Origin of the sequence: Exiguobacterium sp. s11, from assembly GCF_018619015.1 — a bacterium.
Lineage (GTDB): Bacteria > Bacillota > Bacilli > Exiguobacteriales > Exiguobacteriaceae > Exiguobacterium_A > Exiguobacterium_A indicum.
Genome location: NZ_JACSNF010000003.1, coordinates 248,223 through 262,726, shown reverse-complemented (window position 1 = coordinate 262,726; position 14,504 = coordinate 248,223). Strand labels below are relative to the sequence as shown.

17 protein-coding genes are annotated in these 14,504 nt (G+C 48.6%); 10 read left to right on the top strand and 7 right to left on the bottom strand.

Annotated elements, in window-relative coordinates; translation table 11 throughout:
- The first annotated feature begins 8 nt into the window (after positions 1-8).
- Complete coding sequence (locus KNQ12_RS12335) at positions 9-668, top strand: peroxiredoxin-like family protein (RefSeq protein ID WP_055969851.1); 660 nt, start codon at positions 9-11, stop codon at positions 666-668.
- A 60-nt stretch (positions 669-728) separates the two neighbouring features.
- Here KNQ12_RS12335 and KNQ12_RS12330 read toward each other — a convergent pair whose 3' ends face one another.
- Positions 729-1,847, bottom strand: a complete 1,119-nt coding sequence (locus KNQ12_RS12330) for a glycosyltransferase family 4 protein (protein WP_214748307.1) — start codon at positions 1,845-1,847, stop codon at positions 729-731.
- A 193-nt stretch (positions 1,848-2,040) separates the two neighbouring features.
- Here KNQ12_RS12330 and ypfJ point away from each other — a divergent pair, with 193 nt between their 5' ends.
- Positions 2,041-2,883, top strand: a complete 843-nt coding sequence (gene ypfJ, locus KNQ12_RS12325; protein WP_055969857.1) for a KPN_02809 family neutral zinc metallopeptidase — start codon at positions 2,041-2,043, stop codon at positions 2,881-2,883.
- A gap of 82 nt (positions 2,884-2,965) precedes the next feature.
- Positions 2,966-3,133: a hypothetical protein gene (locus tag KNQ12_RS12320; protein ID WP_156357225.1), complete on the top strand. Its 168-nt coding sequence runs from the start codon at positions 2,966-2,968 to the stop codon at positions 3,131-3,133.
- Between the two features lie 61 nt (positions 3,134-3,194).
- Here KNQ12_RS12320 and KNQ12_RS12315 read toward each other — a convergent pair whose 3' ends face one another.
- Positions 3,195-3,563: a nuclear transport factor 2 family protein gene (locus tag KNQ12_RS12315; RefSeq protein WP_023466710.1), complete on the bottom strand. Its 369-nt coding sequence runs from the start codon at positions 3,561-3,563 to the stop codon at positions 3,195-3,197.
- A gap of 22 nt (positions 3,564-3,585) precedes the next feature.
- Positions 3,586-4,068 carry an Rrf2 family transcriptional regulator gene (locus KNQ12_RS12310; protein ID WP_055969858.1) on the bottom strand — a complete coding sequence of 161 codons (483 nt, stop codon included), beginning with the start codon at positions 4,066-4,068 and terminating at the stop codon, positions 3,586-3,588.
- Between the two features lie 208 nt (positions 4,069-4,276).
- Here KNQ12_RS12310 and cydD point away from each other — a divergent pair, with 208 nt between their 5' ends.
- The 3 genes from cydD (at position 4,277) to KNQ12_RS12295 (ending at position 8,476) form a co-directional block, all read left to right on the top strand.
- Positions 4,277-6,007, top strand: coding sequence for a thiol reductant ABC exporter subunit CydD (gene cydD, locus KNQ12_RS12305; protein WP_214748309.1), 1,731 nt, complete (start codon positions 4,277-4,279; stop codon positions 6,005-6,007).
- Positions 6,004-7,713, top strand: coding sequence for a thiol reductant ABC exporter subunit CydC (gene cydC / locus KNQ12_RS12300; protein ID WP_214748312.1), 1,710 nt, complete (start codon positions 6,004-6,006; stop codon positions 7,711-7,713). Before cydD ends, cydC begins: the two co-directional genes overlap by 4 nt.
- A gap of 124 nt (positions 7,714-7,837) precedes the next feature.
- Complete coding sequence (locus KNQ12_RS12295) at positions 7,838-8,476, top strand: alpha/beta hydrolase (protein WP_055969865.1); 639 nt, start codon at positions 7,838-7,840, stop codon at positions 8,474-8,476.
- A 37-nt stretch (positions 8,477-8,513) separates the two neighbouring features.
- Here KNQ12_RS12295 and kynB read toward each other — a convergent pair whose 3' ends face one another.
- From kynB to kynU, 4 genes are read right to left on the bottom strand one after another with little or no spacing between them, the layout of a single operon-like run.
- Positions 8,514-9,137, bottom strand: coding sequence for an arylformamidase (gene kynB / locus KNQ12_RS12290; protein WP_055969866.1), 624 nt, complete (start codon positions 9,135-9,137; stop codon positions 8,514-8,516).
- 13 nt (positions 9,138-9,150) lie between these two features.
- Positions 9,151-9,990 (bottom strand): tryptophan 2,3-dioxygenase, encoded by an 840-nt coding sequence (kynA, locus tag KNQ12_RS12285; RefSeq protein WP_055969867.1) that lies wholly within the window; start codon positions 9,988-9,990, stop codon positions 9,151-9,153.
- Between the two features lie 50 nt (positions 9,991-10,040).
- Positions 10,041-11,393: an amino acid permease gene (locus tag KNQ12_RS12280; RefSeq protein WP_055969869.1), complete on the bottom strand. Its 1,353-nt coding sequence runs from the start codon at positions 11,391-11,393 to the stop codon at positions 10,041-10,043.
- Positions 11,394-11,403: 10 nt separating this feature from the next.
- Positions 11,404-12,681 (bottom strand): kynureninase, encoded by a 1,278-nt coding sequence (gene kynU, locus KNQ12_RS12275; protein WP_055969872.1) that lies wholly within the window; start codon positions 12,679-12,681, stop codon positions 11,404-11,406.
- Between the two features lie 107 nt (positions 12,682-12,788).
- On the opposite strand from kynU, the gene KNQ12_RS12270 reads away from it, so the two are divergent.
- Genes KNQ12_RS12270 through KNQ12_RS17055 form a run of 4 tightly spaced genes read left to right on the top strand, consistent with a single transcriptional unit; the run spans position 12,789 to position 14,482 of the window.
- Positions 12,789-13,418, top strand: a complete 630-nt coding sequence (locus KNQ12_RS12270) for a TetR/AcrR family transcriptional regulator (RefSeq protein ID WP_075642789.1) — start codon at positions 12,789-12,791, stop codon at positions 13,416-13,418.
- 49 nt (positions 13,419-13,467) lie between these two features.
- Positions 13,468-13,920 carry a DUF4385 domain-containing protein gene (locus tag KNQ12_RS12265; RefSeq protein ID WP_055969879.1) on the top strand — a complete coding sequence of 151 codons (453 nt, stop codon included), beginning with the start codon at positions 13,468-13,470 and terminating at the stop codon, positions 13,918-13,920.
- 35 nt (positions 13,921-13,955) lie between these two features.
- Positions 13,956-14,225, top strand: coding sequence for a hypothetical protein (locus KNQ12_RS17060; protein ID WP_251137749.1), 270 nt, complete (start codon positions 13,956-13,958; stop codon positions 14,223-14,225).
- A 14-nt stretch (positions 14,226-14,239) separates the two neighbouring features.
- A complete protein-coding gene (locus KNQ12_RS17055) occupies positions 14,240-14,482 on the top strand; it encodes a DM13 domain-containing protein (protein ID WP_251055826.1) in 243 nt (80 codons plus the stop codon).
- The last annotated feature ends 22 nt before the right edge of the window (positions 14,483-14,504 follow it).

Here is a 14,504-nt window from a genome sequence, read left to right as displayed (position 1 = left end):
GAGAACATATGACACGATTACTCGAAGAAATCAAACAGTATCAATCGGAATTCCGACAAAAGGCACCTGCTGAGAAACAACGGTTGATGGCGGAAGCGACAGCAGAACTTACTGCTTCTGGTATCGCAAAAGGTCTAGGTGTCGGTGATACGATTCCACACTTTACGTTACCCGATGTATCTGGCAAGCCTGTGGCGATCGAGACATTACTCGAGCAAGGTCCTGTCATCTTAACGTTCTACCGGGGTGGCTGGTGTCCATACTGCAATCTCGAGCTTCGCGCGTACGAACGGGAAATCGACCGAATTCGTGCTCAGGGAGCGACTGTCATTGCAATTAGTCCGGAGACAGCTGATTTTGCTGAGCAAACGGTGAATAAGAATGCGTTAAGTTTCCCTGTCTTAAGTGACGTTGATTTACATGTATCCCGTCAATTTGATTTGGTCTTCGACCTGCCAGATTACTTGATCGAGATTTACAAGGCATCGGGACTTGATGTAGCAAAACACAACGGAAATGAGGATTGGCAGTTGCCGAAACCGGCGACATTCATTATTGATACGGACGGTGTGATTCGTTTCGCAGAAGTACCATCCGATTATACAAAACGCGTTGATCCAGAACACATCCTCCAAAACCTTGAACAGAATAAAAAGTATGAAGATTGACTTAAACGGTCTGGCTTCTCTCTACTTGTTGGGAGAAGTCAGACCGTTTGAAGTTTCCCTTTATTTTGTATCAAGAAGTACTCGTCTCAGCCATTCTTGAAATTTGAGATCAGTCTGTTGCCAATCCATTGCCCGTGCAAAATGATGAGCGGAGATGCGAATGGCTTCGTACTCCTCTGGATCTCGGAAGCAAGCTCGCATTTCGGCAGCGAGTGCACCAGGTGTTTTGTTTTTAGCCATGTAGCCTGTCATGCCGTACTGAACGGCGTCTCGGACACCAGGAGCATCATATACGATGGATGGTGTTCCGACCGCCGCCGCTTCAATAATAGAAAAACCTACGCCTTCACGTATGGAAGGGAAAAGGAGAGCGGTGGCACGACTCATCATGCGGCGCGTTTCTGTTTCAGTGACTGAATCGTAATATGTGATAGCATCCTTCACTTCTTTAGGAAGGGGAAGTGTAAGGTATTGCAAAAGATGAGTGCTGTTACGGATACCAATCAGCCAGAGGCGTGTCTCAGGAAACTCACGTTGGACCATGAGGAATGCCCCAATCGCATCTTGAAGTTCTTTTTCGTTCAGACGGTTGATATATAGAAAGGTTGGAACATGTTCTTTTAACTCCCATTCCTGTTCAGACCACGGGGAAAAGGAAAGTCCTGGCGGCAACATCGTGATATGACTGTTAGTAAAACCAGCACTTTGTAGTTCGTCTACAACAGAGGGGCTGACAGTCAAGGCATGACTATCTTTATACCAGCTTAACCGTCGAGTCTCTGTCCATTCGCCAAGCTTTGAAAAAGGAAACACAAGCGTCGTCGACCAACGCTCACGAATCAATTGATAAAGAAATAAAGTTCGTTTATGACGTGGAACATAAAGTGGTGTGAAGAAATGAAACCCATTCAAATGATCCAGAACTAAATCAATCGTTTTAGCATAAGACCAGTAATAATAAAGGACATATGGAATAAGAGAAGCTGTCGTACCATAACGGAGGTAAGTGATACCATCTCGATACTCCGTCGGTGATCCGCCCTTGAATGAGACAGACAAATGGGTAACTCGGTAGGTAGTACTGACACGCCGCAACATATCATGAATAAAAGTTTCAGCTTCTCCGGCTTGTGGATGTCGAGCATCACGCCAAGATAAAAAAAGTAGATGAGGTTTCATGTCGTACCTCCTTTGCGTAGAAAAAATTGGATCCGAAAGATCGGTTCTGCTACTAATCTTCTCTACAGTAGAAGGATATTCCTAGAAAATGCATCAAATCAATAGACTTCTGTTTCATCCATGATGTCCTGAAGCGTTACGTATAAAAGCTTTTGGGTAAAGAACAATAACGAAACGGGTAGGAGGAAAGCGCATGAAATGGAAGGGAAGAGAACGGAGTTCGAACGTCGAGGACAGGCGGGGAATGGGTGGGAAAGGAATCGCCGGTATCGGCGGTGGTGTCGGGATCATCCTGCTGATCGTCATCACTTTGATGGGTGGTAATCCAACTGAACTACTCGGAGACTTAACCGGTGGGGATCAGCAAAATACGACGTATGAGGAAACAGCGCAGGAAAAAGAAGCAGCGGACTTCGTCTCCGTCGTCTTGGCCGATACGGAACGAGTCTGGGCGAAAGAATTTAAAGAAGATGGTAAGACCTATAAAAAACCGACACTCGTCTTATATACGGATCAAGTTAGTTCGGCTTGCGGACAAGCAGGGAAGTCCGTCGGTCCCTTTTACTGTCCCGGTGATCAGAAATTATACATTGATTTAAGCTTTTATAATGAACTGCAGACGAAATACGGAGCACCGGGCGATTTTGCGATGGCCTATGTCATTGCGCATGAAGTCGGGCATCATGTCCAGACGTTACTCGGAAAATCGGATGAGATCATGCCACTTCGAAAGCAAATGAGTGAGGAGAAGTTCAATAAATACCTCGTTCGATTCGAGCTACAGGCAGATTATTATGCCGGCGTCTGGGCGCATCACGCGCAAGGAGAAAACTTGCTCGAAGAAGGCGATCTCGAAGAAGCGTTGACAGCAGCCAATGCTGTTGGGGACGATACGTTACAAGAGAAAGGACAAGGATATGTCGTACCGGAGAGTTTCACCCACGGCACATCGGCGCAACGAGAGCGTTGGTTCCAAAAAGGCTTTGATAACGGCACGATCGAAGGCGGAGATACATTCAAAGCGAAGAATCTATAAAACGAAGCAACGACAGTCCTTTGAAATATCTTCCAGTCATTTCTGTAAAGAAGAGGGAAGGATTCAAAGGGGAGTGTCGAAGTTGAAGCACATCAGTCTATTTCTATTGTTCTATACGGCTGTCGTCGGATTGACGTACATCGTGTCACGATTTGCGCCAGACTTGTTGGTCTATATGGTCTATTTCGCCATTGCATCATTACTTGTCATCACAGGCTATTTGTTGAAACGACTCGTAATGAAGCGCTAAATACCAAAAAACCTGTGTTCTGCTTGCGCGGAACACAGGTTTTCGTTATTTAAAAGCCATCTTATGAACGGAACATCGTCGGATCATCTGGAACGTTCTCCAGATAAGCGATCCGTCCGTTTTCATCGAGACGTGCGATATCTTTTCCGTCTTGAGTGAAGACACTACCGTCTGCCCGTTTTCCGCAAACTGCCCAGCGTGTTTCATATGTTCCTGGTGTTGTTTCTTCCCAGCCTGCATACATGTGCTTAATGTCCTGATTCGCCGTGAACACATGACGGACGAACTGTTTCCAGGCGTCGATGCCGTGCTTTGGTTGTCCGTTCAGGACGAACGTGATGTCTGTCGTGAATAAGGAAACGAGATCCTCAAAAGCTTGTTCATCTGTGCGTGACGCGTCGAATAAGTCGAAATAACGATTCAATACCATAGTAAAAACCTCTTTCTGTTCATTAAAGTGTCATCATCCGGTCTGTGATTAACGCATGCAACCGTTCTAAATGCTCCGGTGGACAGGAGGCGTCGATTGCTTGACGGATCGAGCCAATCGATTCGCGCTTCAACGTCGATTGCCACGCCTCTTCCGCCTCTGTCATCAGATTCGAGAGTAGACCGATTTCCTGTTCCTGAATTCCCATCAAATCCTCAAAGACACCGCTTGACGCATACAACGTCTGCTTGCCCTCGATCGCTTGATAAATGTCAAAGATTTGAATTTCGTCTGCCGGACGTCGTAAGCGAAAGCCGCCTTTGACACCCGGTACGGAATACAACAGATCCGCCTGGACGAGTTTTCGTAAGAGCTTTTGGAAATAAGTCGGCGAGGCACCGAGTTGCTGGCTGATGAATTCACCGGGCAACACAGCGCGATCCGGAAGGAAGGTCAAAAGCAACATCGCATAGACGGATTGCTCGACCCCGGTTTTCATTTGCATGAGAAATCTCCTTTCGTTAAACGTTGATAATGTATATCCATAATAGTTTTATTCGAAAGAATTGTCGAGTCATATGCTCTCACAAAACCGTCACACCTTTTCGACAGCATCTGCATGGCATCCCCGTTCCGGATTCGGTATACTAAATGTACGATATGTGAAAATATTCACTAAAAGTCGTTCACACTTTGTGAAAGGACGTTTGTATATGAATCCATTAAAAGGAATCGTCCAGATTCCACGTAATATTCTCATTCAATTCATCATTGCGGCTTTCTTAATGGGGGTCGCGGTCGTCGGTCAGTCATACGGCATCGTGTTGACGGTCGATCGCATTTTCCTAAAAGAACAACCGTTTGAAGCTGTCATTCCGTTACTGCTCGTCGTCCTCGGGATGTTATTGCTCCGAGTCGCCGTGACGTATTGGAACGGTCGTCTCGGTACGACGTTATCGGCACACATGAAGCAGGCACTTCGGGAAGCACTCGTCGCGAAATACACAGGTCGTTCGGTCGAGATGATGCTACAAGGGCAAGCGGGACAGAAGGTCAGTGTCTTGCTCGACGCTGTAGACGAGATGGACAGCTACTACAGTCAGTACTTGCCGAAAGTTGTCCAGACGACGATCGTTCCCTTGATGGTCTTGATCGCGGCATTCAGCTATGACTGGATCACCGGTCTCGTCATGATGATCACGGCACCGTTCATTCCGTTGTTCTACATCATCATCGGCATCATGACGCAAAAGCGGGCGGATGCTCAACTCGAGAAGATGACGGCATTCTCGGGAACGTTCCTTGATACGTTGCAAGGACTGACGACCTTGAAGTTATTTGGTCGTGCGAAACGACAACGTGACGTCATCGAAAAAAGCAGTCTTGATTTCCGGGATGCGACGTTAACGGTCTTGAAGCTCGCCTTCTTGTCGTCGTTGATGCTTGAGTTCATCTCGATGCTCAGCATGGGAATGATTGCACTTGAGGTCAGTCTGCGCTTGATTTTGTTCCAAAGCATTACCTTCATCCCGGCGTTCTTGATGCTCGTGTTGGCACCAGAATACTATCTTGCCTTAAAAGAGATGGGAGCTGCCTTCCATACGGGACGCGGTAGTGTCGCGGCAGCGAAACAGATCGCAGCCGAACTAACGGCAGACGATCGTCCTGTTGCCTTTGGGCAATCAGAACTTTCGATGAACCGTCCACCACGAATCGTCTTGGATGAAGTCGGCTTTACGTACCAAGAAGGACGTTTTGCCTTGCAAGATATCGGGCTTACGATTGAGCCGTATCAAAAGGTAGCGTTGATCGGTCGCAGCGGGGCCGGTAAATCGACCGTCTTGCAGTTGATTGCCGGACTTGCGGATCCACAAGAAGGACGGATTCTACTCGACGGAACCGAGCGCGGTCAGGTGGAGGAAACAAGCTGGTTTCGTCAGTTGAGCTACATTTCTCAACATCCGTATCTGTATGCCGGAACGCTGGCAGAAAACATCGCGATTGGTGAGCTTCGTCAAGCGACGCCGGAAGAGATTTTCGAAGCGGCGCAGGCGGCAGGGCTCGAGGAGTTGATTGCGACGTTGCCTGAAGGGATTGACACGGTGATCGGAGAAGGTGGACGCGGTCTATCGGGTGGCGAAAAACAGCGTGTTGCGTTAGCGCGAGCGTTCTTGAAACGCCCGAACGTCGTCGTCTTTGATGAACCGACGACTGGACTTGATGTCAAAACGGAGCGACTGCTCCAACAAGCGATTGAGCAACTCGGACAATCGGCAACGGTCATCACTGTCGCGCACCGTTTGCATACGATTGAACGATCGGATCAAATCGTCGTTCTCGACGGCGGACGAATCGTCGATCGTGGCACCCATGATGAATTGCTTGGTCGCGATTCGGAATATGCGCGGATGCGTAGCGTCCAGAGAGGGGAGGAAACACGATGAAGGAATTATTAGGAGTCTTTCGGTTGATGGTGCATCAAAAACGCGATATCGCCTGGTCGATCTTCTTCGGTGTCCTCGCCGGTGTGACAGCGGTCGGTTTATTCGCAGCAAGTGGTTACCTGATTTCAAAGGCAGCCTTGTTGCCACCGATCCAGACACTCGCCGTCTTGATCGCCCTGCAAAAAGTGTCGAGTCTGACGCGCGCCGTCAGTCGGTATGCGGAACGTTACTATTCGCACCGGGCGACGTTTACGATTCTTAGTGACATCCGAACGTCATTTTACCGTCGTCTCGAGCCGCTTGCGCCAGGGATTTTTGGTAAGTACCGCAGTGGTGACTTACTTGCGCGGATCGTCGGGGATGTTGAGAGTCTACAAAATACCTTCTTACGTGTCCTCTATCCACCTATCGTGTTACTGCTCGTTTTCTTCTGTACGATCTTTTTCGTCAGTTTCTTCTCATGGACGATTGCCGGGATTCTGTTGCTTGGTTTAATTCTGACCGGTTTCTTGATTCCGGGATGGTTCGCGTACCGTGAACAACGCTTCGCCCGTTCAGTCCGTGTTCGACGTGGTGACTTGTCGACAGAAGTGACAGAGTTATTCCAAGGCTATCGTGATTTGAAGATTTACCAACAACTCGACCAAAAGGAACAGGACTTGAATGCCGTCGCGAAACGGTATGTCGAGGAAGAGAAACGTAATGGTTTACACGCTGTCTCGAACCTGGCCTTGAATACGATGGTGACGTTGATCATCTCTTGGCTTGTCCTTGGTGTCAGTGCCTATCTCGTCGCAAGCGGACAACTCGAGGGAGTTTTCCTCGCTTTACTCGTCATGACATCGCTGACCGTCTTTGAAAATGCGGCACCGATGGCGATCTTACCCGGCTTTTTTGAAGACAGCCGGCATGCTGCGAAACGACTTGATGAAGTCGTGACCGAGCAAGAAGAGCCAACTTATGACACGTTTGTTCTCAATCAGGCACCATCCTTTGAAACGAACGCGTTGACGTTCACGTTCCCTGATGCACCGCGTCCGGTCTTACGTGACGTCACCGTCTCGATTCCTGCCGGCAAGAAGACGGCGATCGTCGGGGCGAGTGGTTCCGGGAAATCCACGTTACTGCAATTGATGTTACGGATGTATCCAGCGGACGGATTAACGATTGCTGGTCAAGATAGTCGGACGGTTGATCCGGAAGGACTCTGGCAGCACGCGAATGTCGTCCTGCAACAAAATCACTACTTTTATGGAACACTTCGTGATAATCTACTTCTCGCAAACGAAGCAGCGACGGATGAAGCGATGCGACAAGCACTCGATGATGTCGGATTAACGACATTCGAGTTGAGTGATCGTGTGTTTGAAAAAGGAGAGAACTTATCCGGAGGAGAAAAACAGCGGCTAGCGATTGCCCGCGTGCTCTTGCGAGAAGCATCGCTTTACTTGCTTGACGAACCGACGTCATCCGTTGATGCTTTGACGGAACAGATGATTCTCAAGCGACTGTTTGCGCGAGCAACGGATGCGACACTTGTCCTCGTCAGCCACCGCTTAGCGGGTCTTGAAGCGATGGATCAAATCATCGTCATGGATCAAGGACAAGTCATCGAAGTCGGAACGTATGCCGATTTGATGACACGACAAGGGGCGTTTTATGAGTTAAAACAAGTCGAGCAGTCGGTGTTTGCTCCGATTGGATAAAAAGTATGGAAGGCAATGAATCAAGTAAGGTTCATTGCCTTTTTTATTTAGCTTGGAAGAACTGAAAAGACATGACAGTCTACTTCTGAAATGGTAAAGTCTAGAAAAAACATAGGGGGATTTCATGCATATCAAACAATCATCCATCGTCGTCGATCAGACGACCGTTTCATATGATCATTTTCAAATGGGATCCAAACAGGTCTGCTTCTTGATTTCGGGAGCATCGTACGTATACGACCATCCATACTTTTACTACAGTCGAATGGCATTACTCGCGCGAGGCATCGATGTCATCTGCATTCACTATGTGACAGAAGAGCTATTTTCAATGTCAGACGCTGAATCAAATGCCTGCATGACGCGCCGAGTTGACGCTGTCGTCTCGGAAGTGCTTGCGACGCATCCATACGAAAACGTTCAGTTTATCGCAAAATCGTTAGGAACGATTCCGCTTGCCGCGTTACTTGCTAAGCCGAGTCTACAGACAGCACGCTTCGTTTTCTTAACACCCGTCCTAAATGAAGTGGTTGAACAAATCGCCACCTCGTCGCAAGTTGGACTGATCGTCATTGGCACGGCCGATAAGTTTTATGATGAGGCAGCACTTGAAACGTGTCGGACATCACAATTAATGATCGATGTTATCGAAGGAGCGAATCATTCACTCGATCAAGGATTTGAGGTCGATTCGTCACTTGCAGTTCTCGGACATGTCATTCGTCAGATCGAAGCCAGTCTATTCGAACCGCTACACCAGTAAAAAATCCGTCCAGCAGAGAGGCTGCTGGACGGATTTTTTAGTATGGACGAAGTAAGGCGCGAACGGGACTACCATCGCCGTCGACGAGCGGGAGCGGGACGGCATTCAAGTGGTAATCACCAGGCGTGATCGCATCGAGGACGAGTCCTTCGAGGATATGGATTCCATGCTGTGTCAGTGCGTGATGGGCTGCCATTTCCTTGCTATCAATCGCATCGACGCTTGGTAAGTCAAGACCAATCAGCGAAATCCCGAGTTCTCCGAGACGTTCAGCAAGACTTGGAGTCAAGACGGGAATCGTTTCTGGGAACGTTGATTTGTCGATCCAACCATCCGTTTTGATGATCAAGCGCTGGACGTCATTTAGCTCAAAGCCATCTAAATCAGCGGCTGTGATGTCTGTACGCCCTGGTAAGTAAATGACACGCGCATGTCCGATGTAGAGGTCTGGATCCAGGTCGATGATTTTTTGTCCAGCATCATCAAAATGAAACGGCGCGTCGACATGGGTACCGGTATGCAGACTCATCGTAACTTTGCCGACGTTAACGGAACCGGTGTCTGCCTTATTCCATGTCAATGTGGCTTCAAACGGTGTATCCCCCGGCCACGTCGTGACGTGACGATCAAGTGGTTGTGAAACATCAATCCATCGTGTCATCGTTTCATCCTCCTCATAATGTCGTGCGGACCGACCACAGTTCCGGGAAGAACCGGTGGTCGAGCACACGCCGTAGATAACTGACACCAGACGAACCGCCCGTTCCTGGTTTTTGTCCGATGATCCGTTCGACGGTACTCATATGGTTAAAGCGCCACATCTGTTGCTGGCTTCCGATATCGAGTAGTTTTTCACCGAGTTCATACAGATCCCAGTATTGCTCGACATCTCGATAGACGCTTGCCCAAGCGGCCTCGACACTTGCATTCGGCGTCCAGTCTTGCGTGACATCACGCTCAAGGACGGACTCGTCGATCGGTAGTCCATGACGCGCCATCGCGCGAATCGTTTCATCGTAGATGCTTGGTGTCTTCAGATCTTCCAGCAACATTGGATAGAGTGTTTCGTCATGCGCATACACTTTTAGCATCTGCTCATTCTTGAAGCCGAGCACGAATTCGATTTGACGGTTTTGATACGATTGGAAACCGGATGAGTGACCAAGCGCGTCACGGAATTCCAGATATTCGGCAGGGGTCAAGGTCGACAAGACATTCCACGACTGAATCAACTGGTGCTGAATCTTTGAGATACGTGCGAGCATCTTAAACGATGATTCGAGATCATCGTTTGCGACCGCTTGCGTCGCTGCTCGCATCTCATGCAGGATCAGCTTCATCCAGAGTTCGCTCGTTTGATGAATGATGATGAACAGCATCTCGTCATGATGCCCCGATAAGCGATGTTGACTCGTAAGCAATGGATCTAGTTGCAAATAATCCCCGTAGGACATATCTTTCTTAAAATCCGTTTGAATCGATGCTTCAATAGACGTAGGATCTGTCTTTGTCATTCCCATTCATCTCCTTTATCATGTTAATTCAGTTTTCGTTTTTCAGCGGTCTATGGTTGTTCCGGATGCGCCCGTTTCCAGAAGAAATAGGCGATCGATAAGAACACTAACCACGGAACACCAAACTTCAAGACGATTTGAAAATCTGTGAACCATGTCGTTAGTACGAGTGCGAATAACAACAATGCACCGAGGGCAGTCAAATACGGATAGCCCATCATCTGGACCGGTAACGTCCGTCCACCTTCACGTTCCCAGGCTTTACGGAAGTACAGGTGGGAGATGAAAATCATGAACCATGTGAAAATCGCCCCGAACATCGAAATTCCCATCATGAATGGATAAGAAACGCTCGATTGACTGCTGATAATCCCCGCGAGAAAAATCCCGAGTGTCGATAAGGCGAGTGCGAAGAGCGGTACACCTTTTCGATTCAAACGACCAAATACTTTTGGCGCATACGTTGCCTTCGATAAGGAATACATCATCCGTGTCGAAGCATACAGCTGACTGTTCATCGCAGACAGTGCCGCCGTCAGGATGATGAAGTTCATGATGCCGCCTGCATACGGAATCGATAGCATCTCCATTACTTTGACGAACGGACTTTGATTGACACCACCTGCTTGTTGCCACGGGACGATCATCAACATCAAAGCAATCGTGATGACATAAAACGTCGAGAGACGGAATACTGTCGCTTTTAATGCTTTCGGTACGGCGACATCTGGATCCTTCGCTTCACCAGCGGTTACGGCAATCAATTCCGTTCCGAGGAAGCTGAACAGGGAGATGAAAATCGCGATCCAGAGACCTGAGAAACCGAACGGCATGAAGCCACCGTCATTTGTGAAGTTTTGTGGACCAATCTCAGGACTTGGACTACCGATGACCAAGTAGGCACCGAGCAGAATGAATAGCAAGATGGCACTGATTTTAATGACGGAGAACCAGTATTCGAAGGTCGCGAACGTATTGACTGTCGTGGCATTGATGTAAATCAACGCGGCAGCGAATACGAGAATCCAGACGACCCCGGGAACGTCCGGGAACCAGTATTTCATATAGATGGCAATTGCACTGACTTCGACACCAATCGCGAGAACGTTTGCGATCCAGTATGAATAGCGGACGAGAAAACCCGCATATGGACTAATGTATCGTTCGGCAATCGTACCGAACGAGCCAGATGTTGGATGAGCGACCGTCATTTCAGCCAGACAGCCCATTAAAAGTAGGACGATGAAGGCGCCGACTGCGTAACTGATTAAAACGCTCGGTCCGGCAAGCCCGATCGCAAGTCCACTTCCGAGGAAAAGACCGGTTCCGATCGCACAGCCCATCGCAATCATCGTGAGTTGGCGTGTCTTGAGTTCACGCCGTAGTTCAGTAGGTTGTTCCATGGTGTACTCCTTAAGCAACGACTTCGCGTTCATTCGCGAAACGTTCGTATTCTTTATCTTTCATGATTCGTTTGAGTGTCGCGACGACGTCATAGACATCGGTAAACGTATTATAGAGCGCGACGGGTGCTAGACGGACGATGTTTGGCGCCCGAAAATCGGGAATGATCCGATTTTCCTTGAGTGCTTTACAGATCCGTGCTGCTTCCGGGTGCTCGAGGCTGAGATGCGCCCCGCGGCGTTTATCGTCGATTGGATTTCCGATGACGAAACCGTACGGTGTGAGTTCCTGCTCGACGAGTTCCATCATGTACTGCGTCAACGCGAGTGATTTTGTCCGAACGGCTTCGATACCGACTTCGTCAAACATCTCTAATGCACCGATTTGTGGAGCGAGACTTAAGACGTGTGGTGTCCCGATTTGGAAAGCACCGGCATGCGCCGCCGGTGTCATCGTATGATCCATATCGAACTGCTTATCCTTCCGTGAACCGAACCAGCCTGTCAGACCAGGCAACGTTCCGAAATGACGTTCGTGGACGAATAATCCACCAACCGTTCCAGGACCACCGTTCAAGTGTTTGTAATTACACCAGTAGGCAAAGTCGACACCCCAGTCATGGAACGCGTGGGGAACGGCTCCGACGGAATGACAACCATCAAAACCAATCAGGATGCCGCGGTCGTGTGCCGCCTTCGTCAAACGCTCCATATCGAGAATTTGTCCACTTCGGTAAAGTACTGTCGGCAAGACGATCAACGCGATATCATCTGTCATCGCGGCGATGATATCGTCTTCTTCTAAAAAGCGACCGTCCCGACTCGGTACTTGGATGAGATGTGTCTCCGGATCCAGACCACGTAAGCGAAGTTGGCTTTGGAGGGCATAGATATCCGACGGGAACGTCAGCGCATCCGCTAAAATCTTATCTCGTCCTTCTGTTGGTTGGAAGAATGTCGCGACGAGTTGATGGAGATTGACGGTCGTCGAACCAGTGACCATGACTTCTTCAGCTTGTGCGCCGACGAGCGGAGCGTTGAGAGCAGCGAGACGTTCTGATAATTCAAACCAAGGATGACGTCCTTTCATCCAGCCATCGATTCCGAGTTCTTTCCAGTCTGATAGCGACTCGAGCAACGTCTTCTCGGCACGCTTCGATAATAAGCCGAGTGAGTTTCCGTCCATATAGATACTACCCGGTTGCAGATAAAACTCATCACGATAGGCGGCGAGTGTATCTTGCTCATCCCGAGCAACAGCATCGGTCCGTTTTGCTTGCAGTGTCATAGTCATCCTCCTCAAATGAATGCTCAATCAATTTTGACAAAAGCGTAGCAAACAAATTGACATTGTGTCAATATTGTCGAATAGAGAAAACAAAAGGAGTGAAGGACATGTCATCTTCTCAACCAGAAAAAATCGATAAACGTCATCTGCGCACGGTGCGGACACGCGAGAAACTGTTGAGTGCGGCACGTGACGTCTTCTTAGAACAAGGGTTTCAAACGGCAACGATTTCACAAATCATTAAACAAGCTGGCGTCGGCTACGGAACAGCCTATGTCCATTTTGAAGGGAAAGATGAGTTGCTCGTCGTCCTGATGGAAGATGTCATGAGCCGCTTCCACGCGATCGCGGAACGAACATTCGAACCGACGACGCCGCTAGAGGCAAAGGAACGCATCGTGACGCAAGCGACGGATTTCTTACGTCTCGCGGAAGAAGAACGAGCGATGTTACGGGTTGTCGAGCAAGCAATCGGCGTCTCCTATATCGTCCGTGCGAAATGGAAAGCGATTCGGGAACGGTTCATTGATCGGATCAGTCAGGATATCCAGTATGCGCAGGAGACAGGACTTGCGCGGCAGGATGTCGACTCGAAACTCGTCGCCCGTGGTTGGTTCTTTGCGAATGAGATGTATTTATTCGAAGTCGTCCGCGAAGAGGCGACAGCGACGATCGAAGAGATTGCGCACGTCTTAGCGACGATTTATACGCAAGGGCTCTACCGGATCGAGGATTGATGAACGGACGGGAAGGGAACGTTTCGAAGTAGAAGGGAGCGTGACCGGGATGCCGTTTGATTACGATCTCGATTTCAAGACGACGGATTTTCGTAAGGAGCCGGAAAAGTACCGGGTTGGACGCGGGGAGCAAGGGGTCTTACTCGTCGAACCTTACAAAAGTGAGATTTTGCCGCATTGGCGTTTTAAGACGCCGGACATCGCGAAGGAATCGTCTGAGAAAATTTATGAGATGTATTTAGCTTATAAAGAAGACGGAGACTTCGTCGGCATGGATATGGCGCGGAAGTTCATTCAGATGGGACATACGCGCGCACGACGTTACGCGAACTACAAGGGTGGGCGTAAATATAAAGATAAAGAGACCAAAGAATTACACGCGCGCGAGATTGACGAAGAAAAAGCAAAATCTGCGGCCATCTTCCAAGAAAAATGGGATTTGATCCGGGCGGATGAAGAGTATTTGGCATTAAAACGGGAACATCAAAAACAATACGGTTAAACGGAAGTCATGCTTTCTCTCAATGGAGGAATGGAGTGGAGACGGTGCGAACAGGATCGAAAATTATCGTCGGAATCGTCATTGTTTGCGTACTGGCTTTAGTTTGGTGGCTCGCATCACCTCTTTTTTTGAATGAATCAGTCGATGAAGGACTGCCGCCAGGTTCTTCAACAGTGGAACAAAAGGAGGAGGAAAACAACTCCGAAACGTCACAACCTTCTCCTGAAGAAACGGAAGCTGAATTATCAGGCCAATTCATGGACGGTGAAAAAATTACAAAACATCAGGGAACATCAAGACGCTAACTGTAGACGATACGTTGTATCTACGTTTTGAAGATTTTCAAACGACGAATGGTCCGGATTTGTTTGTGTACTTGATCGAGCCCGGTGAAGATACAGCAGACGGCATTCGTCTCGGCACCTTAAAAGGAAATCAAGGAAATCAGAACTATATGATTCCAAAAGACGTCGATTTGACGAAACATAGCCGTGTCGTCATTTGGTGTCGTGCTTTTGATGCTGACTTTGGAACAGGTGATTTAAAAGCAATGAATGAATGAATGAAAAAGCAGTGCGCTTCCG